Source organism: Streptomyces sp. NPDC045026 (assembly GCF_056432625.1).
Genome location: NZ_JBWKIS010000010.1, coordinates 169576 through 192521 on the forward strand (window position 1 = coordinate 169576; position 22946 = coordinate 192521).

Genomic DNA, 22946 nt, shown 5'->3' on the forward strand with positions numbered 1-22946 from the left:
TGTGACGTTCACTGGGGGACGGTCTGGTGCGGGGACGGGCGCTCGGCGGCGGCTTCGGTCTCCTGGGGCGCCCGGGTGAAGAACCGCGGTGCGATGCGCGCGTAGGTGAGCATCAGCAGGTAGCCGAGGAGGAGCGTCGCGACGCCGATGATGAAGACTCCGCCGACGCGCCAGTGGGGTGCGAAGGGGAGGGTCCAGGACGTGTAGCTGTTCGCCGGGTCCCAGTCGTTCTTCAGACTCCACAGCCCGGCCGCGACGAGGGTCAGCCCGCCGATGGCGGGCAGGGTGAGGCGCAGCCAGAAGTCGGCGGCGCCGCGCCGCCATTCGGTGCGGTGGGCCCAGGCCGAGGTGAGGCCCGTGAGGCCGTAGTAGAACGCGATCATGAGGCCGCAGGAGGACACGGCGTCGCCGATGACCTGCCCGTGGCTGAGGAAGTTCATGACGACGTAAGCGACGGCTCCCGCGACTCCGGTGGCGATGGTGCTGAACTGCGGGATGGAGTAGCGCGGGTGGACCTTCGCGAAGACGCGCGGCGCGGCGCCGCGGCCTCCCATCGCCAGGAGCGTGCGCCCCAGGGAGAGCACGGTCGTCTCGGTGGAAGCGGCCGCGGAGGACAGCACCATCAGGACGAGCAGATGCCACAGGAAGGAGCCGAGGCCGCTGTCGCCGAAGACGGCCCTGCCGATGGCGGAGAAGACGTCACCGAAGTTGTCGGGGTTGCCGAGTCCGGTGCCGGTCGTGCCGATGCCGGCGAAGGCCAGGGTCGCCACGGTCGCGACGAGATAGAGGACGAGCAGCATGACCGTGGAGGAGACGGCGGCGATGCCGGGTGTCCGGTGCCGGTCGGTGGTCTCCTCGTTGACGGTGAGCGCCGTCTCCCAGCCCCAGTAGATGAACAGCATCAGCACGAGGCCGCTGACGAATGCGCTGGGTGAGGAGATCTCGAACGGGTTGAGCCAGGACCAGTTCGGATGCCGTGCGCCGGCACCGGCGTGCCCGGTGTAGACCCGTACGAGGGCGACCACGGAGAAGACCCCGAGCATCGCGAACTCCAGGAAGAGCAGGGCGCGTTGGACTGCGGCGGCCACTTCGATGCCGCGGTAGCAGACGGCCGTCATGAGGGCGATCCAGCCGAGCCCTGCCAGGAGGACCCAGGGGCTGGACGGGCCGGACCCGATGCCTTTCGCGCCGAAGAGGATGAACACGTACTGGCCGGCGACCTGGGCCAGGCTCGCCATCACCAGGGTGAACGAGGTGATGATGGCCCAGCCGCCCATGAAGCCGACGCGCGGGCCGAGGACGCGGGTGGCCCAGGTGAAGATGGTTCCGCAGTCCGGCTCCTGGCGGTTGAGAGCGGCGTAGCCGAAGGAGACGAACAGGATCGGGACGAACGCGAGCACGACGATCGACGGTGCCTGGAAGCCGACGAAGGCGACGATGAACGCGAGCGTCGCGGCGAGGCTGTAGGCGGGGGCGGCGGACGCCACCGAGAGGATCAGGCTCGTCGTCATGCCGAGCGCACCGGTGCGCAGGCCCTTTTCCTGCGAGCTGTCGGGTGCGGCTTCCGGGGTGGTGTCAGGTGACGTTGCCATGGGCGGACCCCCTGTCCGGGGTGGGTGGCGATTCGCAAGATTGATGCGTGGGTCAATGATGCTGGCGAGGGAAGGTGTGTCAAGACTTCCGGACAGATTCATCGCAACGATTGACTGATGCATCAGTCTTGCTACATGCTCTGCGGCCATGTGGGAACAGACCGAAATGGACCTGATCGAATCCGAGGTCGTCGTCGTGGGCGGCGGCTACGCGGGACTGGCCGCAGCTCTCCAACTCCACGACGCGGGTGTCGACTTCACGCTCGTCGAGGCCGCCGACCGGGTGGGCGGCCGCGTACTCTCCGAGATCCGGGCCGCCGGCGTGACCCTAGATCACGGCGGACAGTGGGTCGGCCCGACCCAGACACGCCTGCTCGCCCTCGCGGACCGCTTCGGCTGCGCCACCTTCCCGACCTGGGAGACGGGCAAGCACGTCGAGGTGTGGCACGACGGCAGCACCGTTCCCTACCTCGGCGCGGCACCGTCCGACGGCCCCGGCATCGCGGAGTACAACCGCGTCAGCGGAGTCCTCGACGAGCTCGCCCGGACCGTGGACACCCAACAGCCCTGGCGCACACCCCGGTTCGCCGAGTGGGACGGCCAGACAGCCGAGTCGTTCTTCCGCGCGCAGACCCACGACACGGACGCCCGGCGCCGCCTGGCGCTCGCCGTCCAGGGCCTGTGGTGCGCGGAGCCGGACGAGATCTCCCTGTTCCACGTGCTGTTCTACATCGCCTCCGCCGGCGGGTACGAGCAGCTCATGGAGACGCGGGACTGCGCCCAGGACAGCCGCTTCGTCACCGGCGCCGCCGGCCCGGCCCGCGCCGTCGCCGACCTGCTCGGCGAGCGCGTCCGGCTCGGTGAGCAGGTGCGGTCGATCGAGTATGCCGACGGCGGCGACGGCGTCCGTGTCCGGACCGCGTCCACCGTGCTGGAGGCCCGCAGGGTGATCGTCGCGCTGCCGCCACAAGCGGTCCGCACCATCCACTTCACGCCGGGACTCCCCGTCAGCAGGGACGGCTGGCTGTCCCACAGCCCGATGGGGCGCGTAGCCAAGGTCCACGCGGTGTACGACTCCCCGTTCTGGCGCGACGCCGGACTCTCCGGCGTCGCCACGCTCTACGACGACGGGCCGGTGGGCGTCGTGTTCGACAACTCCCCGGACGACGCCTCCCGGGGCGTGCTCGTCGGCTTCGTGTACGGCGACCGGGTCACCGACTGGAGCGACCTCGACGACGCACGCCGCCGGGAGGCCGTGCTGGCGAGTTTCACCACCGTGGCCGGGGAGCGCGCGGCACGTCCGCTCGACTACACGGAGAAGAACTGGTCGCGGGACACCTTCGCCAAGGGCGGCTACGAGGCGTACGTAACTCCCGGCGGCTGGAGGGGATACGGCCGGCGCGGCTGGCGGGAACCCACCGGGACCGTGCACTGGGCCGGAACCGAGACGGCTAGTGTGTGGAACGGCTACATCGACGGTGCCATTTCGTCGGGCCTGCGAGCGGCCGACGAGGTCGTGTCGGCACTCTCATCGCAAGCGGAAGGCTGAACGGACCCAGCGCAATGACGTCGATCCAGGGCGGGGCGGAGGGCGTCGCGGACGACACCGCGACCCTGGCGGACCGGGCGCGGCTCGTGGTGCTGTCGGCGCCCATCAGCCAGCGGGAGTTCGCCGACCGCGTGGGCATGGATCCCACCGCGCTGTCCAAGGCCCTGCGTGGCAACCGCCGTCTCAAGGATCACGAGGTCGCCGCGATCGCCCAGGTCGGCAAGGTGTCCCAGCGGTATCTGCGGACCGGCGCGGGAAGGCCGCCCGTCGCTCGCGGCGGAGCGGACGGCGGGCAGCCCGTCCGCCGCCGCGCCGACGCCGTGGACGCCGACCTGCGCCGCGCCCAGATCCTGGAAGCCACCGCCCGCCTCATCGCCCGCCGCGGGTTCCACAAGGTTCGGGTCGCCGACATCGCCCACGCGTGCGGCACCAGCACCGGCACCGTCCACTACCACTTCCCGACGAAGGACGACGCGCTGCGGGCCGCGCTGGTCTTCTACGCCGACCGGTTCCACGCGCGCCTCGAAGACGAGTTCAGAACGGCCGACACCACCGTCGAGAAGCTGCGCCGGCTGATCGAGGTGCAGCTGACGACCACCGAAGAGGACGCCGACGAATGGTCGGTGTGGGTGCAGTCGTGGAACGAGGCCATCCTCGACCCGACCCTGAGGGAAGGGCAGAAGGGCGTCCACGTCCGCTGGCGCGAGATCGTCCTCGACCTGCTGCGGACCTGCCAGCAGGAAGGGATGGCGCGGGGCGCGGACGCGGAGGCCATGGCCAGCCGCTTCACCAGCATGGTCGACGGCATGGCCATCCAGGTCCTCGCGGGGACGGGAGACATGGACGCGGCACGGATGCGGGAGCTGTTGCTGGACGCCTTCGAGCCGTACATCAGCCTGCGCTAGCGGTACTTGACGGCCGCTAGACCAGATCGAGGGACAGCTCGCACCACACCGTCTTGCCGTTGCCGCGGGGTTCGATGCCCCAGGCGGTGGCGAGTTCCTCGATGAGCATCATGCCGCGGCCGGAGGTGGCACGTTCGGGGGCGGCGCGGCGCCGGGGCGACGCGGTCGAGGTGTCGCTGACGGCCAGACGCACTCCCCGGCCACTGTGCCGTACGGGTCTGGCCGTCAGGGTGGCGCTGCCGTCGGTGTGCAGCAGGGCATTGGTGGCAAGTTCGCAGGCGAGGAGCTCCGCGGTGTCACTGAGGCCCTCCAGCGACCAGCCTTGCAGCGCCTCGCGCAACGCGACCCGTGCGTTGCGCAGAGCGTCGGGGTCCGTGGGGGAGATGACCGCTTCCATCCGGGGTGCCGGGGCCGCCTTCCCCCGGGACCGCTGGAGGACCAACAGCGCCACGTCGTCCTCCTCGCCGGTGAAGGCGGCCATGGTGTCCAGCAGGTGGTCGGCGAGTGCGTCGGGCTGTCCGGGCCCTGCCCTCAGCGCGTCTAGGAGCCGCTCACGCCCTTCGTCGATGTCCTCGGCCCGCGACTCGATGAGCCCATCGGTGCACAGCACCAGAGTCGAGCCGGGTTCGATGACCGTCTCGCGGACCGGGTACGCGGGCTGGCCACCGGTCATGTTGAGACCGAGGGGCAGGCCACCGGGCGTGTCGAGCCAGGCACAGCTTCCGTCGGGCGCGCGCAGTACGGGCTCCGGATGGCCCGCACGCACCACCGAGGTCATCCCCGTGAGCGGATCGACGAGAGCCATGAGGCAGGTCGCGAAGCGGTCGGTGTCGAGTTCGGCGAGGAAGGCGGAAGCACGCGCCATGGCCGTGGACGGCGGATGCCCCTCGGCGGCATACGCACGCAGAGCGATGCGCAGCTGCCCCATCACGGCGGCGGCCGTCACATCGTGGCCCTGTACGTCGCCGACGACGACGGCGATCCGGCCGTCGGGCAGCGTCAGGGCGTCGTACCAGTCCCCGCCGATGCCGCCCCGGGCCCGGGTGGGCCGGTACCGGGTCGCGAGGTGCACTCCGGGCACGTGCGGCAGGATCCCGGGCAGCATCGCCGTCTGCAGCCCCGCGGCGAGCTCGTGCTCCTGGTCGTAGAGAAGCGCCCGCTGAAGCGACTGGGCGATGACCTTGCCGAGCGCGGTCAGGACGGTCCGCTCGTCCGGCGGAAAGCTGGCCCGGCCCTCGTACGTGAGCCCGACGGCACCGATCGGGGTGTCCTGGGCGATCAGCGGGAGGTATACCGCTGCCGCGGCCTCGGGGAACTGCGACAGGTACGGCGTCAGCGCCGGAAAGCGCGCGATGAAATCCAGCCTGTTCGTCACGAACACCGCCTCGCGGGAGCGGGCCGCCTCCGTCAGCGGCAGCGGCTCGCTCAGACGCGCCAGGTGAAAGTCCTGGATGAGGTCCTCATGGACGCCGTTGGAGCCCACCAGTTCCATGCGGCCGTTGTCGATCAGGCCCAGGATGACGCTGGAGGCACCGATCCGTTCCATCAGCCGCGAGTCGGTGAGGGCCTCCGCCACGTCCTCCACGGTGACGGTCGGCACGAGCGCGTCGCTGACATGTACGACGACGTCGGACGGACGGCGGCGGTCCTCCCGGGCCTGCCGCAGCAGCTCGGTCTGGTCCACCGCTCGCAGTTCCTGGCTCGCGTCACGGATGATCCCGATGACCCGCACGGGACGGCTGTGGTCGTCCCGGACGATGTGGCCCTGCGCATGTGTCCACTGCAGCCGCCCCTCGGGGTGCCGCACCCGGAAGTAGAGGCTGAATCCCGACCGCTCCCCCAGGGCACGCTCCACGAGATCCTCGATGGCCGGCAGTTCGCTGGGCAGCATCCGCTCACCCAGGGTGGCCAGGCGGCCGTCGAACTCGCCGGGCCCGAACCCCATCACGGCCAGGCCGCCTTCGTCGTAGCGCATCAGCCCGGCGGCCACGTCCCAGGAGAAGGTGCCCATGCCGTTGACCGCCAGGGCGAGGTGGGCGGCGGCCTCGGGATGACTCTGTGTATCGGGCCCGCCGCTCGGTTCGATGGGGCGATCCATGAAACCTCCTGGCCCGTCCGCCCTCGGTAACCGTGGGCGCGCCGGTTCACGGCCGCGCCGGGCGTGGCCACGTCCCCATTCTGCGCGGAATCGTGGAGGGGCGCCTGTCCGGCGCCCGTCGGTGCGCGTGCACCGTCACTTGGTGGGACGGCTGCGCTTGCGCCGTACGGCCATGACGATGAAGGGCACGCACGCGAGGCCGAGGAGTGCGGCGGCCGCTCCCAGGTGACGGGTGAGGCCGGACGAGGTGTCCTCGGCCGTGGTGGAAGCCCGCATGGCGACGGTCCCGTGGTGAGCCGAATCGGGGTGACGTGGCGCGGCGGACGAGGCCGACTCTCGCGGCATCCCTGCCGTCACGGCGTCCGGAGCCGCGTCGAAGCCCCAGTCCAGGAGTTCCCGGCTCTCTTCATAGACGGCGTTGGACGTCTGGTCCTGCGGATTCATGACGGTGACCAGGATCGTGCGGTTGTCCCGGGTGGCCGCGGCGACGAGCGTGTTGCCGGCCTCCGACGTGTAGCCGTTCTTCACGCCGATCAGCCCCGGATAGGGCTCCACTCCGTGGGACCCGACCAGGAGGCGGTTGGTGTTCTGGATGCCGAAGGAGTCGGGGCCGCCCGCGGCCGGGAACTGGGCCGATTTCGTGCCGCAGTAGCGACGGAAGTCCGCGTTCCGCAACCCCGCCTTCGCGATCAGGGACAGGTCGTACGCGGAGGAGAACTGCCCCGGGGTGTCGAAGCCGTCGAGGGAGCGCACCGAGGTGTCGTGCGCGCCGAGACGGTCCGCGGTGGCCTGCATCTCCTCGAGCGTGTGCTGTTGTCCGCCGTTCAGTCTGGCGAGTGTCTGCACGGCGTCGTTGCCGGAGCTGAGGAAGGCGCCGCGCCACAGGTCGCCGACGGTGTAGCGGGTTCCTTCGTGCACGCCGACGAGACTGCTGCCGGGCTCCACGCCGGCGAGGTCGGCGGTGACGGCCGTGTGCTCGGCGGTGGCCGGCAGCTGCGGCAGCAGCGCCACCGCGAACAGCGTCTTGAGGGTGCTGGCCGGCGGCAGGCGAAGGTGGGGCGCCTTGGCCGCCAGCAGGTCGCCGGTGTCGACGTCGGTCACGGTCCACGACAGGGCGGACACCTCCGGCGCGCCCGACGTCCCCGGCGCGGTCTGGATCTGGTCGCCGACCCCATCGGTGCGAGGCACGGCGGCCGCGACGCCGCCGGCAGGGGCGACCGCGATCGCCGCGACGGCGAAGGAGGCGACAACTGACTTGGTAATACAGGGGTAAAAGCCTACGAATCGCTTCATGGCGGCAACGTAGGGGCGTTGCCGCGCCCTTGCCATCGCACTACGCCATCCGGCGGGGGGCGGATGACTCCATGTCACATGGACTGGTTCTCGGGGTGGAACCACTGGCGACCGACCCCGCGGGGCGGCGCTGGGTGATCCGGCGCAAGCATCGGCGGGCGGGTGACGGGGGCGCGGCGGTCGGCACGTCCGGCCTTCGGCGGGCGCCGTCCTGAGGGCGTTGTGCAACGCGCCTCGGCGACCTGCGAGACTTTCCCACGTGAGTCATACCCGCCGCCCCCTGGGCACCGGACCGAGCCGTGACCAGGCCGCTGAGCCTGCGCGGGCCGCACGAGGCCGCACGGCTGCGGAGCGAGCAGGCGCTGCCCCGCAGCCACTCGACCCGTTCCCCGACCCGGACCTCGCGGACGACGCTGACCTCACGGACTCCGGCCGCCGCCGGCTCGGCGCCGGCCCCTGGTCGCGGATCGGCAACCCGGACGCATAGCCCGTTCCGCCCCGGCTTCCGGAAGCGCTCAGAGCTTGCGGGCCAGGCCGCCGTGTTCGGCGATGAGCGCCGGGGCCGGCGAGGTGGATTCGGGGCGCCAGAACGGCACCGAGACCACACCGGGTTCCAGGAGTTCCAGACCGTCGAAGAACGCCGTGATCTCGTCGACCGGGCGCAGGAAGTAGGGGACGGCGCCCGAGCTGTTGTAGCCGTCCTGGGCCTGCTCGAAGCCGACGTCGATGCCGCGGGACCCGTCGTTGACGGAGAGGTAGCTGCCCGACGGCAGTCCGTCCATCAGCCGCTTGACGATGGCCCGCGCCTGCTCGTAATCGCCCATGTGGCCCAGGATGTTGCTGAGGATCAGGGCGGTCGGACGGGTGAAGTCCAGCGTCTCGGCCGCCGCCGCGAGGATACGTTCGGGGTCGGACAGGTTCGCGTCGACGTAGGCGGTCGCACCCTCGGGGGTCGAGGTGAGCAGCGCGCGGGCGTGCGCTAGGACCATCGGGTCGTGGTCGACGTACACGATCTTGGCCTCGGGAGCGAGGCGCTGCGCGACTTCATGGGTGTTGTCCCCGGTCGGCAGGCCGGTCCCGATGTCCAGGAACTGGCGGATGCCGGCCTCGGTGACCAAGTACGAGATGTTGCGGCGCAGGAAGGCGCGACTGCTGCGGGCGATGGTGGAGATGCCGGGGAACACGGCGCTGTACGCGTCGCCCGCCTCCTCGTCGACGGGGTAGTTGTCCTTGCCGCCCAGCCAGTAGTTCCAGATCCGGGCCGAGTGCGGAACCGACGTGTCGATCTTCTGGTGAGCCGAGGCTCCGGGCATCGTCGCGTGGTCCGTCATGGGTACCGTCCGTCTTCCGGCCGAGGCGTGAACTGTTTCCAAGGCCTAACCTACGTCCCAACAATCCTGGCACGCACACCAGTTCATGCGATCGGTGTGCGCGCACCGGATCTCCTCCCTCGCGCGATCCGGCGTGGAACGTGAGGTTCACAGGCGACGGACGCGCAGCACACCGGTCAGCATCGGGAGGGTGAACTCGCCGCGGGCGGTCTCCGGTCTGCTCGCAAGGAAGGCGCGGATCGGTTCGAGCGCGGCCTCGCGTTCCTGTTCCGGCATGACCAGCATCCCCGCCTTGGTCGCGAATGTCGCGACCAGGGAGTCGGCGGTCCGCAGCTGCCCGTGCGGGAACTCGGTCTGCTCCGGCGAGCCGAACCGGGCGACCAGGCCGGCGTTCGGAAGGTGCGCGTCGGCCGTCTGGGCGCGCCAGTTGCTGAACGTGTCCCGGGGGCCGATGGCCGCACTGCCGCTGACCCGCTCGAGTCCGGCAACCCAGTCGACCCGGTTGTCGAACACGTTCCACAAGCCGGCCAGCACCCCACCGGGTGCAAGGACCCTGGCGATCTCGGGACCCGCGACGTCCATGTCGAACCAGTGCATGGCATTGCCGGACACGACGGCATCGACGGACGCGTCGGGCAGCGGTACCGCCTCGGCACTGCCCGGCACCGCACGGACAGCCGGCAGCGCGCGGCGCAGCTCGGCCAGCATCGCCGGGTCGGGCTCGACCGCGACGACCTCGGCGCCCAGCGCGACCAGCGTGGCGGTCAGCTTGCCGGTTCCGGCACCGAGGTCGAGCACGCGGAGGCCGGTCGCGGGCTCGAGCGCCCAGCGCACCGCCGCCTGCGCGTAGTCCGGGCGGTGCTCGGCGTACGCGGTCGCCGCTGCGCCGAACGACGAGCTGTGAAGGAGGCGTTCGTCCTGATCCACGCGGCCACCATAACGGTCAGCGGCTGAAGTGGTGCAACGTGTCGTTGAGTTGGACGGGGGTGAGTGCGGGGGAGGGGAGCGGGGGCGACGCCGGTGTGGGGCGGAGGCTGTCGCAGAGGAGTGTGAGGGGGCGGCGCCAGGCGTCGGGGGTGGTCGCTGTGGTGAGCGCGGGCACCGCGCGGCCGAGTGCGGCGAGGGCGAAGAGCACGTCCTCGGTGGTGACGTCCGGTCGGATGGTCCCTTGATCGCGACCGCGGTCGAGGAGGAGTTCCACGGTGCGGTGGTTGTGGGTGTGCACGGCCTCCAGTGACTCGACGCCCTCGAGGTGGGTGGTCATGAGGTCGTTCGTCCCTCGGTCGGTGGCCAGGACGGTGAAGACGGCCTGGAGGTAGCCGGTCAGCCCCGTCCAGGCGTCGTCGGTGGTCCGGGCCCGCTCGCCGGCGTCCATCGTGCCGGTCAGCTGATCGCGGAAGACCGCGTCGACGAGGGCCGCGCGGTGGGGGAAGTGCCGGTAGAGGGTGGCGTTTCCCACGCCCGCGCGACGGGCGATCACGTCCAGCGGCGCGTTCAGGCCCAGTTCGGTGAACACCTCGTGGGCGGCTTCGAGCAGCAGGTCCCTGTTGCGCCGTGCGTCTCGGCGGCGGACGGGTGCGCCGGCGCCCGTCTCTTCCCTTCCGCTGCCGCTGCCGCTGCGGGTGCGGGTGCCGCTGCCGGTGTCCGTGGTCCTGCTCCGGCGGTCAGCGCTGTCTGCCATCTTCATTGCCCCTCTTCGTCGCCCCGCACGGTACCGGGGAGTGGTCCCCGGTACTGATGCTATCGTCGGAGCAAGAAGTGGGGAGCACTCCCCATTTATGCTTCGAGGGGGCTGTGGCATGAGCGACAGTGGCGACAACGACGGCACCGCGTTGGTGCTCGGCGGTGGTGGGCCCGTGGGCGGGGCCTGGATGACGGGGATGCTGGCCGGGCTCGCCGACGCGGGGATCGATCTCCGCAGTGCCGATGTCGTCATCGGTACGTCGGCGGGCGCGATCTTCGGTGCACGCATGGCCTGCGGCGAACCCGCCCGCGAGTCGTACGAGCGGCAGTTGGCCCGAGCCGATCGCATCGACCTGCAGGTCACCGCCGCCCAGACCCTGCGATTCCTCTGGGCGGCACTCGGATCCCGTGACTCGCAGCGGTCCGTACAGCGGCTTGGGCGAGCCGCGCTCGCCGCTCGGACAGCGCCTCGATCCGACGTCGGTCGCACGATCGCCACCCTGCTGCGGGACGCCACCGCCTGGCCCGGAAACACCGATCTGCGGATCACGGCGATCGACGCGCACACCGGATCGCTGGAGACGTTCGACGCGGCCGGACAGATCCCCCTCGCGGAAGCGGTCGCGGCCAGTTGCGCGGTCCCCATTGTCTGGCCTCCGGCGACGGCGGGCGGGCGCCGCTGGATCGACGGCGGAAGCCGCGCCACGGCCAACATCCATCTCGCCCGCGGATACCGTCGTGTCCTGGTCGTCGCTCCGTTGACCACCGCGCCGGGCCCGCACCCGAGCGCCCAGCAGCAGGCGGCCGAACTCGCGGCCGCGGGAACCGACATCCTGCTGGTGTCACCGGACCGTGCCGCCCGTCGCGCCATGGGCCGTGACCTGACCGCCGATACGCGCAGACCCGCCGCCGCGCTCGCCGGCCATGCCCAGGCCACGGCGCTCGCGGATACGGTGACCCGCCTGTGGACGGGGTGCTGAGGATGGGGAAGCGCCCTCAGTCACCCACCCTCGACGCCCTGGCCCCCGACGGCCAGGACATGGCCGCGGACCCGTACCCCGTATACGCGGCCCTGCGGGCCAAGGGTCCCGTGCACCGCGTCCTCGTCCCGGAGAGCGGTGAGGCGTGGCTGGTCGTCACGCGTGACGCGGCGCGCGCGGCGCTGACCGACCCGCGCCTGCGCAACGACATCCGGCACTCCGCCTCCTGGCGCGACGACGGCGGACACGCCATCGGACGCAACATGCTCCAGACCGACCCACCACAGCACACCCGCCTCCGCCGCCTGGTCTCAGGCCACTTCACCCCGGGGCGCATCACCGCCCTGCGCCCGCGGATCGCAGCCATCGCCACCGACCTGCTCGCCGAACTCCCGCACCGGGGAACCGCCGACCTGGTCAGCGCCTACGCACTGCCCCTGCCCGTCACCGTGATCTGCGACCTCCTCGGCATCCCCGCGTCCGACCACGCCGCGTTCCACACCTGGTCCAACGCACTGGTCATGCCGACGAGCCCCGAGCAGGCGGTCAAAGCCGCCACCGAACTGACCGCCTATCTCGGCGAGTTGATCGAACGCAAGCGTCGCACTCCGGACGCAGGCCTGCTCGGTGCCCTCGTCGCCGGCGCCGCCATTGATGCTCCTCTCGCCACCGACGAACTGCTCGGCATGGCCTTCCTCCTCCTCGTCGCGGGCCACGAGACCACCGTCAATCTCATCTCCGGCACACTCCACGCCCTGCTCAGCCACCCGGACCAGCTCGAGCTGCTCAGGGCCGAACCCGAGCTGACGGGCGCGGCGATCGAGGAATCACTGCGGTGCAACTCACCAGTACACGCGAGCGCGTTCCGTTTCGCCGCCGAACCACTCGACATCGCCGGAACACGCATCCCTGCGGGCGACGCCGTCCTCGTCTCGCTCGCCGCCGCTTCCCGGGACCCACTGCACTTCCCCGACCCGGACCGGTTCGACCTGCGCCGCGCGCCCAACAGCCACCTCGGCTTCGGGCACGGCCTCCACCACTGCCTGGGCGCGCCCCTGGCCCGCGCCGAAGCCACGATCGCTCTGCGCCTGCTCCTCCGTGACCGCCCCACTCTTGCGTTCGCCACGGACCCGGCCACCCTCACGTGGCGCACCAGCACCCTGCTCAGAGGCCTGACCGAACTGCCCCTGCGCGTCGGCTGAGAACTGGCGCGGCAATACGCCCCGTGTCACAGATGGCCGTGCCGTCTCGTCCCAGGTGGGAAGTGCCTATTCGGAATCAAGAGGGTGATGGCCGTGCGGGTGTTCGTGGCGGGTGGGACCGGGGTTGTGGGGCGGCGGCTGATGCCGCAGCCCGTGGCCCGGGGGCACCAGGTGACGGCTACGACAACGAGCGCGGCGAAGCTGGGCCTGCTCAGGGAGCTGGCCGTCGAGGCTGTCGTGATGGACGGGCTGGACGGGGTGTCGGTCGGTGAGGCGGTGGCGAAGGCCCGGCCGGACGTGATCGTGCACCAGATGACCGCGATCACCGGCAAGCCCGACATCAAGCACATGGACCGCTGGTTCGCGACGACCAACCGGTTGCGCACCGTGGGGACGGACCACCTGCTGGCCGCCGCCGAGGCCAAGGCCAAGGCCAAGCGGGAGCTCGGCTGGGAGCTGCGTCATCCGTCGTGGCGGCAGGGTTTCCGGGAGGGCCTCGCGTGACCCGGACGGAGGACCGACGTGCCGGCGGACCTAGGGCGAGGCCACCAGCATTTCGAAGCCGGCCCGGTCGCAGTAGGAGGTCACCCTGGCCGCGCTGTAGTGAATGTGGTGGATTACGGCCTCCTCGGTGTCACGCAGGATGTGACTGCCTCCCGTGTCCAGGTGCTCCCGGTCCAGTACCTTCGCCGCGTCGACAACCATCTGAGCCGATACGGAGTCGACGTCATGCGTGGCGTCGTCTTGCTGCCACTGGCCGAACTGGGCGCAGAACCGCTGCTGTTGGGCCGCGGCCTTCTTGGGATCGGAGCTGTCGCCGAAGGAGCATCCGGCGGTCAGGCCCAGGCAGAGAGCAACTGCCACCACTGCCGCCCGCCCGGAATGAGATCTGCCCGGCTGTCCCCGCATCGCAATCCCCCCAAGCCGTCCGACCGGCGTGGCGCGCCCTGAAGTCAGGCTCCACGGCCGGGGCACTGATCTTTCCGACAGGCCGGGCAGCATAATCGCACAGCGATCGCCCCGACTTGCCTCAGACTCAGACTCAGACGTACCTCGGGCCCCAGGCGTACCTCCGACTCGGACCCGCCTCGGACCCACCCAGGCCCCACCCAGGACCCACCTCGGACTCACAGAAGAGAATCCACGATGCCTGTCTTCGCCGTGACCTACACCTACATCGATGACACCGCGGCCCGCGACGCGGTCCGCCCCGCCCACAGGGAGTTCCTCGGCGCGCTCGTCGAGCAGGGGATCAATCTCGTCTCGGGTCCCTTCGCCGCCGGGGAGGCGCCCGGCGCGCTGTTCCTGTTCCGTGCCGCCGACAAGCAGTCGGCGCTGGCGGCCACGGAGCAGGACCCGTTCCGCGTGCAGGGCCTTGTCAGCGATGTCTCGGCCCGGGAGTGGACACCCGTAATCGGACCGCTCGCCGACCAGCTGTCCTGAGGCCGCGTGCGGCCGCCACCCACCTGCGGTGACGGCCGCACCGCCCGGACGATTCCCCTCACCGGCCCAGTGAGATGCGAGCGGCGACGGGCAGATGGTCGCTGCCGGTCTCGGGCAGTGTGCGGATGTGGGTGACGGTCGCCGAGCGGGCCATCACCTGGTCGATCCGGGCCACCGGGAAGGCGGCCGGGAAGCTGAACGCGAAGCCGCGTTCGGCCGTGTTCATGCGTGAGGTCAGCGGGGTCAACCCGCGGTCGTCGACCGTGCTGTTGAGGTCGCCCAGAAGGATCACCGGCTTCAACTTCTCGGCGGCGAGCGCCCGTCCCAGCATGCGAGCGCTCTCGTCGCGCCGCGTGGATCCCAGGCCGCTCGCCCCGACGCGGACCGAGGGCAGATGCGCGACGTACACTGCGATCTCGCCGTGTGGTGTGTGGACCGCGGCTCGCAGCCCACGCTCCCAACTCTCCGTGATTTCCCGGGGTTTGATGTCCACCGTCCGGGTGCCTGTGAGCGGATGCTTCGACCAGAGTCCGACCGTGCCCCGGACCGCGTGGTACGGGTAGTGCGGGGCCAACACCTTTGCGTACCCGGGCAGCGCCGCCGGCACCAGCTCCTCCAGCGCGATGAGATCGGGCTGGGCGCCGGCCAGGGTGCGGGCGGTGCCCGCCGGGTCGGCGTTCTCGTCACTGACGTTGTGCTGCACGACGACCAGGTCGTGCGCGCCGGGTGACTTCCCCGGCAGGAGCAGCCCGCCGCAGAGGTACGTCCATGCCGCCACGGGCAGGAGCAGGGCCACCAGCGTGACGGCCGAACGGCGCAGCAGCGCAAGGACGAGCAGCACCACGACCACCAGGCCGAACCACGGCAGGAACTGCTCCAGGAGACTGCCCGCATGCCCCACGGAATTGGGTACGACCCGGTGGAAGGCCAACAGCCCCGCCGTCACCACCGCGAGCCCGGCAAGCACGCGCCCCCGTGTCCAGGCCGAACGATCCCACTTCACTCTGGCGTCCCATCTGCTTCCCCACGCCGCTCACACGGTTCCCCCGCACCACTCACGACCGTGTCGCGGTCCCGCACTCCCGGTCATCGGCGCCCTGCATGCGCGCGTCCATCGACGTGCTCCGGTCGTACGGGTCGACCTCGGCGCCGGTTCCCGGGCCGGTTGCGCGCGCGGAGGGGAACTCCGGGACGTAGAAACCGGTGTCGTTGTCACAGCCGCCGTTGGCGGTGTCCGACTTGTAGGAGACGAGGGAGAACGTCCCCGGTTCGGTGATCACCTTCGCCGGGTCGTCCCAGCTCATCACCACCTCGCGGCGCACGATCGTGCGCGCGACCTCGTCCCTTCCCTCCGCGGCGTGCGCGACCGGATAGACGTACGTGACGTCGGTGGTCACCTCGACCGCACCGCGCTTGCCCTCCCGGTACGTGATCCGCCCGCGCGTCTTGACCACGTCCCCGACGAGACGCACCTTCTCCGTCGCGAAACGGCTGAACAGCAGCAGAGGATCGTCGTCCCGGCTCGGCGCGCGGAACGCGTTCGCCAGGTAGTCCTGGACGTCCTTCTGATCCGGATTGATCAACGCGATCGCCTTCTCGGGCGGCCGTCCGAGAAGCACACCGGAATCCAGATTGGACGCCGCAAGAAAGTCCCGGGACTTGTCGAGCGCCTGCGAGACCTGCGCCTTGCTCATCCAGCCGGTCGCCCGGGCCTCGGGGACGGTGATCCCTGCCGTTCCGTCACCCCACTGCGCCGCGGGCGATCCCCTGAACGGCTGCTGGAGGGTGGGCTGTTGGGCCGCTGCCTCCGTCGCGGGCGGCCGGCCGGGACGTTCCGACTCCGCGGCGAGCGGTGTATCGCCGCCGCTTCCACCGCCGAACCAATCGGTCACGCGCCCGGGATCCAGCGCTACGAACAGCATGCCCGCGGCGACGAGCAGACCGACCCCGTACCAGCCCTTGCCCCGCCGCTGCCGGGCCGGCTCGTGCGTCCGCCACCCCTGAGGCCGGTCGGTGTTCTCCTGCAGCCGTCGCGTCACCATCCGGGCCCGGGCCGACGGTTCCGCGGGCGCGCCCTGAGCCCCGGCCTCGGCCTCCTTCTGGAAACGCTCCCACTCCTCGTCCGATATGGACGCCCCACCCCTGCTCACGATCTGCTCCCCACGCATTCCGAGGTACCTGACGCAGTGCTCCACCCACCGCGTCGGGTCGGCCGATGGCATGGTTGCCGCCTCGGCGTTGCTGATCTTAAACCGTGAGCAAGTGGGGTCGGGTGCCTCAAGGGCCCGGTGCCGGGCGGTGGTCCGGCACCGGAACCTGGTCGCTACGGGCGCGGCTGCTGCTGCGTGACGCAGTGGATGCCACCGCCGCCCGCGCCGAGGCTGTCGATGTTGAGCTGCTCGACGGTGCGGCCCGGGAACAGTCGCTGGAGGAGGGCCTTGGCTCCGGCATCCGCGCGGGTGTCGCCGAACTGGGCCGAGATCACAGCTCCGTTGCACACGTAGTAATTGGCGTACGCGGCAACGAAGTTCGGGTCGGTCGACCGGATGCGGTCGTAGTCGGGGCCCTGGAGCTCGGTGACCGCGATCGGGGTGCCGTCGGCGTCGGTGGACGTGGAGAGGATCTGGTACTGCTGGCGTGCGTCCTTCGACCAGGGGTCGGTGTCGGTGGCCAGGGGCATCCGGACGAGGCCGTCACCGGCGGCGAGGAAGCGGGAGGTGGCATCGACGTGGTCGTCGGTGATGTCCCGACCGGTCACTCCGTTGAACCAGATCACCTTCGACGCCCCGAAGGCGGCGCACATCGCGGCCTCTATCTGGGCGCGTGTCATGCCCGGGTTCCGGTTGGTGTTGATCAGGCTGCTCTTGGTGGCCATGAGAGTGCCGTTGCCGTCCGTCTCCACCGCGCCGCCCTCGCCGACGAAGCCGGCGGTGGTGAGCGGCACCCCGGCCGCGGCCGCGATCCGCTCGGCGACCAGCGAGTCCTTCGCGTGGGTCTGCTTGTTGCCCCAGCCGTTGAAGTTCAGGTCCACGGCATCAAGACCGCCCGCCCCGTCCGTGCGGAAGACCGGGCCGCTGTCGCGCACCCAGCAGTCGTCGACCGGGATCGAACCGATCACGGTCACGGCCGATCCGCAGGCGCTCCGGGCCTGCGAGACGGCGGCGGAGTTGGCGCACACGGTGACGGGTTCGTACTTGGCGATCGTCTTCGCGATGAGAGCGATGTTCGCCTGCACACCGGCCAGCTTGCGGCCCCAGATGGCGGTGCTGTCGGGCCACGCCATCCAGGTCCGGGTGTGCGGGACGGTGTCGAGCGGCACGGCGAAGCCCGCCCCGGAGGCCGGAACCGGGGTGGCGAGAGCCTTGCCCCCGCCGCTCGCGGCCCAGGCGGCGCCGGCCGTCGCCAGCCCCGTAGCGGCGAGGAAGCTCCTCCTGCCGAGAAGGCGGCGGGACGGGCTCTGAGGTGCACGGTCGTCGTTCATCTGTGATCTCCGATCTGTGGTGTACGGATCTGTGGACGGTGGTCTCGGACCCCGGACCCCGGACCCCGGACCCCGGACCCCGGACTCCGGACTCCGGATCCCGGCCCCCCGGCTACAGCGCGCGGCGGGCCAGGGCGATCGCCTGCGGGTTCCATCCGGGCCGCGGGATCGACTCCAACAGCAGGTGTGTGTACGGGTGTTGGGGCGCGTCGAGGACCTGCGAGGTGGCTCCTGACTCGACGATGCGGCCCTGGCGCATGACGATCACGTCATCCGTGACGCAGCGCACCACCCCGAGGTCGTGCGTGATGAAGAGGTAGGCGATGCCGGTCTGCTCGCGGATGTCGGCGAGCAGGTTGAGGATCTGCGCCTGCACCGACACGTCCAGCGCGGCGACGGCCTCGTCGAGTACGAGTACGGCCGGCTCGACCGCGAGTGCCCGTGCGATGGCGACCCGCTGGCGCTGGCCGCCGGAGAGCTGCCGGGGCAGGGCGCCCGCCGCCCGGCTGCCGAGCCCGACCTGGTCCAGGAGTTCGTCGAGACGCCGGGAGTGGTCCCCTTCGGGAAAGTGGAGGCGCAGCGTCTCCCGCAGTGCCGCGTCGACGGTGATTCTCGGATCGAGGGAGAGGAAGGGGTCCTGGAAGACCATCTGGACCTCGCGGGCCCGCGCGAGGCGGGCCGCCCGGCCCCGCGCCCGTACCGTTCGTGGAACGCCCCGCACCAGGACCTCGCCCGCGTCCGCGCGCTCCAGGCCCACGACGATCCGTGCGGTGGTCGTCTTGCCCGAGCCGGACTCGCCCACGATGCCCAGGGATCCGCCCACGCCGAGTGTGAACGAGACGTCGTCCGCCGCCTGGACGCTGCGGTAGGAGCGGCTCACGCCGGAGACTTGGAGCACGGTCTCACTCATGGCCGGACTTCCCTTCGAGGCGTTCACTGTGGTGGCACGAGACCCGATGCCGCAGCGGCCCGTCCCCGTCGCCGACCGGCCGGTCCACGGGCGCCTCGTTCCGGCAGATGTCGGTGGCGTACGTGCACCGCGGTGCGAAGGGGCAGCCCGTCAACTCCCGCCGCAGGTCGGGAGGTTGACCGTCGATCGCGGACAGGCGACCCTGCGGTGCGTCGAGGCGGGGCGTGGCCGCGAGGAGGGCGGCCGTGTACGGGTGCCTCGGCCGGTCGAACAGGGCGTCGGCGGGGCCGGTCTCGGCGATCCGCCCCGCGTACATCACGTAGACCCGGTCGCTGATGGTCGCGGCGAGCCCCAGGTCGTGAGTGACGAAGAGCAGGCCCGTGCCGAACTGTGCGCGCAGGTCACCGAGGAGGGCGACGACCTCGGCCTGGGTGGTGACGTCGAGCGCCGTGGTGGCCTCGTCGGCGAGGAGGAGCACGGGATCGCCCATCAACGCGGCCGCGATCATGACGCGTTGGAGCATGCCGCCGGACAACTGGCCCGGATAGCGGCGCAGGGCGTCGGGGGAGAGGCCGACGGCGGCGAGCATCTCCGCGGCGCGCCGGCCGGCGCCCTCGGCGCGCATCCCGGCGTTGAGGCGCAGGCTCTCGGTGAGGAAGTCCCCGACCCTGCGCAGCGGGTTGATGGCGGCGCGGGGGTCCTGGAAGATCATGGCGGCCGTGCCGGTGCGCAGTTCGCGCAGGCGTGGGGGCGTCATCGTTAGGACGTCCTCGCCCGAGACCCGTACGGTCCCTTCGGCCGTGGCGCCGGGTGGGAGCAGGCCCAGGATGCTGCGGGAGGTGAGGGATTTGCCGGAGCCGGACTCGCCGACCAGGGCGACCGTCTCCCCGGCGGCGACGGTGAGGTCGACGCCGTCGAGGACCGGCCGGGCGGTGTCCGGGAGTCGGAGCCGCAGCCCCCGTATGTCGAGCACGGTCGGGATGTCGTTCATCGGTCCCTCCTGGCGACCTGGTCGGCCCAGCGCTCGCCGACCACGTTGAACGCGACGACGGTCAGCACGATCGCGGCACACGGCAGGAACGCCGACAGGGGGTAGCCCCGCTGGATGGCGGTCTGGCCGTCGAAGACCATCCGGCCCCAGTCGGGCGTCAGCGCGGGCACGCCGAGTCCGAGGAAGGACAGACCCGCCAGATCGATCAGCGCGTAGCCGAAGTTGATGGCGGACTGGGCGAGAACGACGGGCGCGATGTTGGGCAGGACGTGCCGCAGACAGACCTGGAACCCCGAGTGCCCCTGCACCGAGTAGGCGCTGACGTACGGGCGTTCACGCTCGGCCAGTGCCAGCGAACGGGTGAGCCGGCTGACGTACGGGAGGTAGGCGACGGCCAGTGCGATGACGGGGGCGAAGAGGCCCTCGCCGTACACGGAGACGATCAGGATCGCCAGGAGCATTCCGGGGAACGCGAAGATCAGTTCGGTGCCCCGCGACAGTACGGAGTCGAGCCAGCCGCCCCGCCAGGCGGCGGCGATCCCGATGGCGACTCCGGCGACGGTCGAGAAGGCGACCACGCCGAGCGGGCCCAGCAGCGAGGTCCGCGCGCCGATGACCAGGCGGGAGAGCGTGTCGCGGCCGGAGGCGTCGACGCCGAAGGGGTGGGCGGTGGACGTGCCGGCCAGCGCGTTGCCGAGGTCGGCCGCGTTGGGGTCGGCCGGGGCCAGCCAAGGGGCGAGCAGGGCCGTCAGGACGACCACGCAGACGAAACCGAGGCAGAGGAGGCGGAGCAGGGGGCGGTTGGTGCGGAGCCGGGCGAGGCCGGGGCGGCGCAGAACGGCGACACTCATGCGGCGGACCTCCCCGGGCCGAGGGAAATGCGCGGGTCGACCAGGGGGTGGACGAGGTCGACGACGAGGTTGACCGCCATGAACAGCCCGACCATGGTCAGCGAGATGGCCTGCACGGTGGGGAAGTCCTTGGTGGTGATGGACAGTTCGAGGAGCTGCCCGATGCCGCCGACACCGAACGCGGACTCCACGAGGACGGTGCACACCAAAAGGGTGGAGACGATCAGCCCGCCGGTGGTGAGCACGGTGCCGAGCGCGTTACGGAACACATGCCGGCTGATCACGTGGCGCTTCGGGACGCCCCGGCTGAGGGCCACGGTGACGTGCTCCTGGCCGAGGACGTCGAGCATGGCGCTGCGCGTGACGCGGGCCAGCATGCCGATCAGGTACAGCGACAGGGCCACGGCCGGGAGAGTCAGATGCCACAGGAGCTGCCCGAACCCTTCGCCGGTCCCGCCGGCGGGAAACCAGTGCAGCCGCACCGCGAACACGCCCTGGAGCACGACCGCGGCGACGAACGACGGAGTACCGACGGCGAGGGTGGTGGTGACCAGGATCGTGGCGTCGGCGGCGCCGCCCCGGACCGCGCCGATCCGGCCGAGGGCGAGGCCGACGACCACGACGAGCACCAGGGCCATCGTGACCAGGAGCAGGGTGCTGGGCAGCCGGTCGGCCAGGAGCCGGGACACGTCGGTGCGGTAGGTGATCGAGCGGCCGAAGTCTCCGTGCAGCAACTGGGCGAGCCAGCGGAAGTACCGCACGGCGAACGGATCGTCGAGGTGGTACTGCTCATTGACCGCCCGCAGCGCGTCCGGCGAGGCGGACCGCCCCGACAGGAGGAAGCTCGCCGGGTTGCCGGGCGCCAGATACATCGCGCCGAAGATCACGAACGAGGCGCCGAGCAGGGTGGCGGCCATCTCGGCCAGCCTTCGCGCGGTGAATTTCACGAAGTTCATCGCGCGGCCCCGACGCCGGCGGCCCAGGGGGAGTAGAGGTAGGAAATGGTGGTGGGGGCGCCGGTGATCCGCTTGTTGAGGAACAGGGCGGTGGGCCATTCGGCGACCGGGATCCACAGCACCTGACCGGCCGCCTTCCGCTGGAGTTCGGCCTCTGTCTTCAGGCGTTCGACCGGGTCGTAGGTGGCGCGGGCCCGGTCGACCAGGCGGTCGTAGGAGCGGTCGCTGTAGCCGGCGAAGTTCTGGTAGGCGCCCGTCCGGAAGCTGCCGAGCAGGTCCAGCGGATCGGTGATCGAGTCGTAGTACGTCTCGGGGAACATGTCGATTTCCTTGCGCGCCTGCGGGTCCGTGAACAGCGCGGTGAAGGCGTTGGGAGCGACGGTCTTGAGCTTGATGTCGAGCCCGATCTCGCTGCCGGCCGCCTGGACGGCGGTGGCGAGCAGCGACACGTCCTGACCGATGGAACTGGTGGCGACGGTGAGGGTCTTGCCGGTGGCCCCGGCTTCCTTGACGAGCTTCCTGGCCTTGCCGAGGTCCGGCTCGGCGGACGGGAGCCCGTCGAAGGCGGCCTTGCGTACCGACTCCGGGGCGGCGGCCCAAGCAGCTTTCGTCGTAAGGGAGTTGGTGACAGTCCCCGCGCCGCTCAGGCCCGTCTTGAGGAACCCGCGGCGGTCCAGGGCCAGTGACAGCGCGCGCCGGACCCGGACGTCGCCGAGCGGTCCCCGCATGTTGGTGACATTGACGTTGACGGTGCTGAGTCCCTCGCCGAAGTAGAGGGTCCCGACGCCGCTGGAGCGCAGTGCGCCGTAACTCTCGGTGGGGATGAGATATCCGCCGTCCACCTCGCCGCTGAGCATGGCCTTGGTCCGCGCCGAGGAGTCACTGAGGAAGCGGAAGACCGCTTTCGCGGACTTGGCCTTGGTCCCCCGATAGCGGCCGAAGCGCCGCAGCTCGATCGACTGGCCCTTGTCCCACTTGCCGAGCTCGTACGGTCCCGTGCAGGCAAGGCCACCGGAGGTGCCGTAGTCGCGGCCCGCCGCCCTCACCCCGGAACGGCTCGCCACCACTCCGGCAGCGGTCGCCATGTACTGGGGGAACTGCGAGTCGGGCCGCTTCAGTCTGACGGTGACCTGGAGCGGGCCGGTCTTGTCGAGCGAGGCGACGTTCTCGAAGACCTGCGCCCACGCCGCCCCGTTGTGCGGGTTCATCTGCCGGCCGAGGCTGAAGAGGACGTCGTCGGCGGTCATGACGCGCCCGTCGTGGAAGCGCACGCCGCCGCGCAGGTCGTACACCCAGGTCAGCGGGTCGGGATGGGACGCCTTCCTGGCGAGCCCCGGTGCCAGTTTCAGCTGGGGCGTCCACCGCATCAGGCTCTCGCACACGTTGGAGAGGATCATGTTCTGCGGGTAGTCGAAGGCGGAGATGTAGTCGAGCGTCGGGGGCTCCGCGTACAGCGCCCACGTGAACGAGTCGATCTTTCCCTTCGCCCGGGGAGTGCTCGCGGACAGCCGGAAGTCGGTCCCCGCGCCCGAGGCGCCCGTGCCCGGCGGTCCCGCACACGCGGGGACGAGGAGGACGGCGGACAGAACAGCGGCCAGCAGGGCGGGACGGCGGGCCCTGCGTCTTCCTGGCCGGGGTGGTGTGGTGTGCATCGGCGCGGTTCCTCTCCGTACGTACGTCG

22 protein-coding genes are annotated in these 22946 nt (G+C 70.9%); 7 read left to right on the forward strand and 15 right to left on the reverse strand.

All coding sequences use genetic code 11. From position 1 onward, the window contains the following. Window positions 1–8: 8 nt before the first annotated feature. Window positions 9–1592, reverse strand: coding sequence for an APC family permease (locus AC07EJ_RS22705; RefSeq protein ID WP_478884817.1), 1584 nt, complete (start codon window positions 1590–1592; stop codon window positions 9–11). Between the two features lie 148 nt (window positions 1593–1740). Here AC07EJ_RS22705 and AC07EJ_RS22710 point away from each other — a divergent pair, with 148 nt between their 5' ends. Together AC07EJ_RS22710 and AC07EJ_RS22715 are read left to right on the forward strand one after the other, a co-directional pair. Next, window positions 1741–3141 carry a flavin monoamine oxidase family protein gene (locus tag AC07EJ_RS22710; RefSeq protein ID WP_478884818.1) on the forward strand — a complete coding sequence of 467 codons (1401 nt, stop codon included), beginning with the start codon at window positions 1741–1743 and terminating at the stop codon, window positions 3139–3141. Window positions 3142–3155: 14 nt separating this feature from the next. Further along, window positions 3156–4046 carry a TetR/AcrR family transcriptional regulator gene (locus AC07EJ_RS22715; RefSeq protein WP_389482898.1) on the forward strand — a complete coding sequence of 297 codons (891 nt, stop codon included), beginning with the start codon at window positions 3156–3158 and terminating at the stop codon, window positions 4044–4046. 16 nt (window positions 4047–4062) lie between these two features. Here the strand turns inward: AC07EJ_RS22715 and AC07EJ_RS22720 are convergent, their stop codons facing one another. Continuing rightward, window positions 4063–6144, reverse strand: a complete 2082-nt coding sequence (locus tag AC07EJ_RS22720; protein WP_389482896.1) for a SpoIIE family protein phosphatase — start codon at window positions 6142–6144, stop codon at window positions 4063–4065. Window positions 6145–6279: 135 nt separating this feature from the next. Further along, on the reverse strand, window positions 6280–7437 hold the full coding sequence (locus AC07EJ_RS22725; protein ID WP_389482894.1) for a D-alanyl-D-alanine carboxypeptidase family protein: 1158 nt from the start codon (window positions 7435–7437) through the stop codon (window positions 6280–6282). 259 nt (window positions 7438–7696) lie between these two features. Between AC07EJ_RS22725 and AC07EJ_RS22730 the strand changes: the two genes are divergently transcribed. After that, window positions 7697–7924 (forward strand): hypothetical protein, encoded by a 228-nt coding sequence (locus AC07EJ_RS22730; protein WP_389482891.1) that lies wholly within the window; start codon window positions 7697–7699, stop codon window positions 7922–7924. Window positions 7925–7952: 28 nt separating this feature from the next. Here AC07EJ_RS22730 and AC07EJ_RS22735 read toward each other — a convergent pair whose 3' ends face one another. The 3 genes from AC07EJ_RS22735 to AC07EJ_RS22745 form a co-directional block, all read right to left on the reverse strand. Then, complete coding sequence (locus tag AC07EJ_RS22735; protein ID WP_478884819.1) at window positions 7953–8768, reverse strand: SAM-dependent methyltransferase; 816 nt, start codon at window positions 8766–8768, stop codon at window positions 7953–7955. Between the two features lie 147 nt (window positions 8769–8915). Continuing rightward, window positions 8916–9695 (reverse strand): class I SAM-dependent methyltransferase, encoded by a 780-nt coding sequence (locus AC07EJ_RS22740; protein WP_389482887.1) that lies wholly within the window; start codon window positions 9693–9695, stop codon window positions 8916–8918. Window positions 9696–9711: 16 nt separating this feature from the next. Further along, on the reverse strand, window positions 9712–10449 hold the full coding sequence (locus AC07EJ_RS22745; RefSeq protein ID WP_478884820.1) for a TetR/AcrR family transcriptional regulator: 738 nt from the start codon (window positions 10447–10449) through the stop codon (window positions 9712–9714). A 118-nt stretch (window positions 10450–10567) separates the two neighbouring features. Between AC07EJ_RS22745 and AC07EJ_RS22750 the strand changes: the two genes are divergently transcribed. From AC07EJ_RS22750 to AC07EJ_RS22760, 3 genes are all read left to right on the forward strand, one after another. After that, on the forward strand, window positions 10568–11431 hold the full coding sequence (locus tag AC07EJ_RS22750; RefSeq protein ID WP_389482883.1) for a patatin-like phospholipase family protein: 864 nt from the start codon (window positions 10568–10570) through the stop codon (window positions 11429–11431). A gap of 2 nt (window positions 11432–11433) precedes the next feature. Further along, the gene (locus AC07EJ_RS22755; RefSeq protein ID WP_478884821.1) at window positions 11434–12633 is read left to right on the forward strand and encodes a cytochrome P450 family protein; all 1200 of its coding nucleotides are present in this window, start codon (window positions 11434–11436) and stop codon (window positions 12631–12633) included. Window positions 12634–12720: 87 nt separating this feature from the next. Continuing rightward, window positions 12721–13137: an NAD-dependent epimerase/dehydratase family protein gene (locus AC07EJ_RS22760; RefSeq protein ID WP_389482879.1), complete on the forward strand. Its 417-nt coding sequence runs from the start codon at window positions 12721–12723 to the stop codon at window positions 13135–13137. Between the two features lie 30 nt (window positions 13138–13167). Here AC07EJ_RS22760 and AC07EJ_RS22765 read toward each other — a convergent pair whose 3' ends face one another. Further along, window positions 13168–13497 carry a hypothetical protein gene (locus tag AC07EJ_RS22765; protein WP_389482876.1) on the reverse strand — a complete coding sequence of 110 codons (330 nt, stop codon included), beginning with the start codon at window positions 13495–13497 and terminating at the stop codon, window positions 13168–13170. Between the two features lie 282 nt (window positions 13498–13779). Here AC07EJ_RS22765 and AC07EJ_RS22770 point away from each other — a divergent pair, with 282 nt between their 5' ends. After that, window positions 13780–14076 carry a YciI family protein gene (locus AC07EJ_RS22770; protein ID WP_389482873.1) on the forward strand — a complete coding sequence of 99 codons (297 nt, stop codon included), beginning with the start codon at window positions 13780–13782 and terminating at the stop codon, window positions 14074–14076. Window positions 14077–14134: 58 nt separating this feature from the next. On the opposite strand, the gene AC07EJ_RS22775 is transcribed toward AC07EJ_RS22770, so the two are convergent. The 8 genes from AC07EJ_RS22775 to AC07EJ_RS22810 all read right to left on the reverse strand — a co-directional run bounded on the left by AC07EJ_RS22775 (window position 14135) and on the right by AC07EJ_RS22810 (window position 22917). Beyond that, complete coding sequence (locus AC07EJ_RS22775; protein WP_478884822.1) at window positions 14135–15079, reverse strand: endonuclease/exonuclease/phosphatase family protein; 945 nt, start codon at window positions 15077–15079, stop codon at window positions 14135–14137. 52 nt (window positions 15080–15131) lie between these two features. Beyond that, window positions 15132–16226: a hypothetical protein gene (locus AC07EJ_RS22780; RefSeq protein WP_389482869.1), complete on the reverse strand. Its 1095-nt coding sequence runs from the start codon at window positions 16224–16226 to the stop codon at window positions 15132–15134. 173 nt (window positions 16227–16399) lie between these two features. Then, window positions 16400–17557: an agmatine deiminase family protein gene (locus AC07EJ_RS22785; protein WP_478884823.1), complete on the reverse strand. Its 1158-nt coding sequence runs from the start codon at window positions 17555–17557 to the stop codon at window positions 16400–16402. Window positions 17558–17669: 112 nt separating this feature from the next. Then, window positions 17670–18467, reverse strand: a complete 798-nt coding sequence (locus AC07EJ_RS22790) for an ABC transporter ATP-binding protein (RefSeq protein ID WP_478884824.1) — start codon at window positions 18465–18467, stop codon at window positions 17670–17672. Next, complete coding sequence (locus AC07EJ_RS22795; protein WP_478884825.1) at window positions 18460–19458, reverse strand: ABC transporter ATP-binding protein; 999 nt, start codon at window positions 19456–19458, stop codon at window positions 18460–18462. Before AC07EJ_RS22795 ends, AC07EJ_RS22790 begins: the two co-directional genes overlap by 8 nt. Continuing rightward, window positions 19455–20309: an ABC transporter permease gene (locus AC07EJ_RS22800; protein ID WP_478884826.1), complete on the reverse strand. Its 855-nt coding sequence runs from the start codon at window positions 20307–20309 to the stop codon at window positions 19455–19457. Before AC07EJ_RS22800 ends, AC07EJ_RS22795 begins: the two co-directional genes overlap by 4 nt. Beyond that, window positions 20306–21265 carry an ABC transporter permease gene (locus AC07EJ_RS22805; protein WP_478884827.1) on the reverse strand — a complete coding sequence of 320 codons (960 nt, stop codon included), beginning with the start codon at window positions 21263–21265 and terminating at the stop codon, window positions 20306–20308. Before AC07EJ_RS22805 ends, AC07EJ_RS22800 begins: the two co-directional genes overlap by 4 nt. Further along, entirely contained in the window at window positions 21262–22917 is a 1656-nt protein-coding gene (locus tag AC07EJ_RS22810; protein ID WP_478884828.1) for an ABC transporter substrate-binding protein, read from the reverse strand. The genes AC07EJ_RS22805 and AC07EJ_RS22810 overlap by 4 nt, the downstream gene beginning before the upstream one ends. Window positions 22918–22946 lie beyond the last annotated feature (29 nt).

Coding starts and splice junctions, on each gene's coding strand:
- AC07EJ_RS22735 (WP_478884819.1), bottom strand. CDS start 8,768: ATGACGGACCACGCGACGATGCCCGGAGCCTCGGCTCACCAGAAGATC.
- AC07EJ_RS22810 (WP_478884828.1), bottom strand. CDS start 22,917: ATGCACACCACACCACCCCGGCCAGGAAGACGCAGGGCCCGCCGTCCC.
- AC07EJ_RS22800 (WP_478884826.1), bottom strand. CDS start 20,309: ATGAGTGTCGCCGTTCTGCGCCGCCCCGGCCTCGCCCGGCTCCGCACC.
- AC07EJ_RS22760 (WP_389482879.1), top strand. CDS start 12,721: ATGGCCGTGCGGGTGTTCGTGGCGGGTGGGACCGGGGTTGTGGGGCGG.
- AC07EJ_RS22790 (WP_478884824.1), bottom strand. CDS start 18,467: ATGAGTGAGACCGTGCTCCAAGTCTCCGGCGTGAGCCGCTCCTACCGC.
- AC07EJ_RS22755 (WP_478884821.1), top strand. CDS start 11,434: ATGGGGAAGCGCCCTCAGTCACCCACCCTCGACGCCCTGGCCCCCGAC.
- AC07EJ_RS22715 (WP_389482898.1), top strand. CDS start 3,156: ATGACGTCGATCCAGGGCGGGGCGGAGGGCGTCGCGGACGACACCGCG.
- AC07EJ_RS22705 (WP_478884817.1), bottom strand. CDS start 1,592: ATGGCAACGTCACCTGACACCACCCCGGAAGCCGCACCCGACAGCTCG.
- AC07EJ_RS22745 (WP_478884820.1), bottom strand. CDS start 10,449: ATGGCAGACAGCGCTGACCGCCGGAGCAGGACCACGGACACCGGCAGC.
- AC07EJ_RS22710 (WP_478884818.1), top strand. CDS start 1,741: ATGTGGGAACAGACCGAAATGGACCTGATCGAATCCGAGGTCGTCGTC.
- AC07EJ_RS22770 (WP_389482873.1), top strand. CDS start 13,780: ATGCCTGTCTTCGCCGTGACCTACACCTACATCGATGACACCGCGGCC.
- AC07EJ_RS22750 (WP_389482883.1), top strand. CDS start 10,568: ATGAGCGACAGTGGCGACAACGACGGCACCGCGTTGGTGCTCGGCGGT.
- AC07EJ_RS22795 (WP_478884825.1), bottom strand. CDS start 19,458: ATGAACGACATCCCGACCGTGCTCGACATACGGGGGCTGCGGCTCCGA.
- AC07EJ_RS22725 (WP_389482894.1), bottom strand. CDS start 7,437: ATGAAGCGATTCGTAGGCTTTTACCCCTGTATTACCAAGTCAGTTGTC.
- AC07EJ_RS22805 (WP_478884827.1), bottom strand. CDS start 21,265: ATGAACTTCGTGAAATTCACCGCGCGAAGGCTGGCCGAGATGGCCGCC.
- AC07EJ_RS22720 (WP_389482896.1), bottom strand. CDS start 6,144: ATGGATCGCCCCATCGAACCGAGCGGCGGGCCCGATACACAGAGTCAT.
- AC07EJ_RS22785 (WP_478884823.1), bottom strand. CDS start 17,557: ATGAACGACGACCGTGCACCTCAGAGCCCGTCCCGCCGCCTTCTCGGC.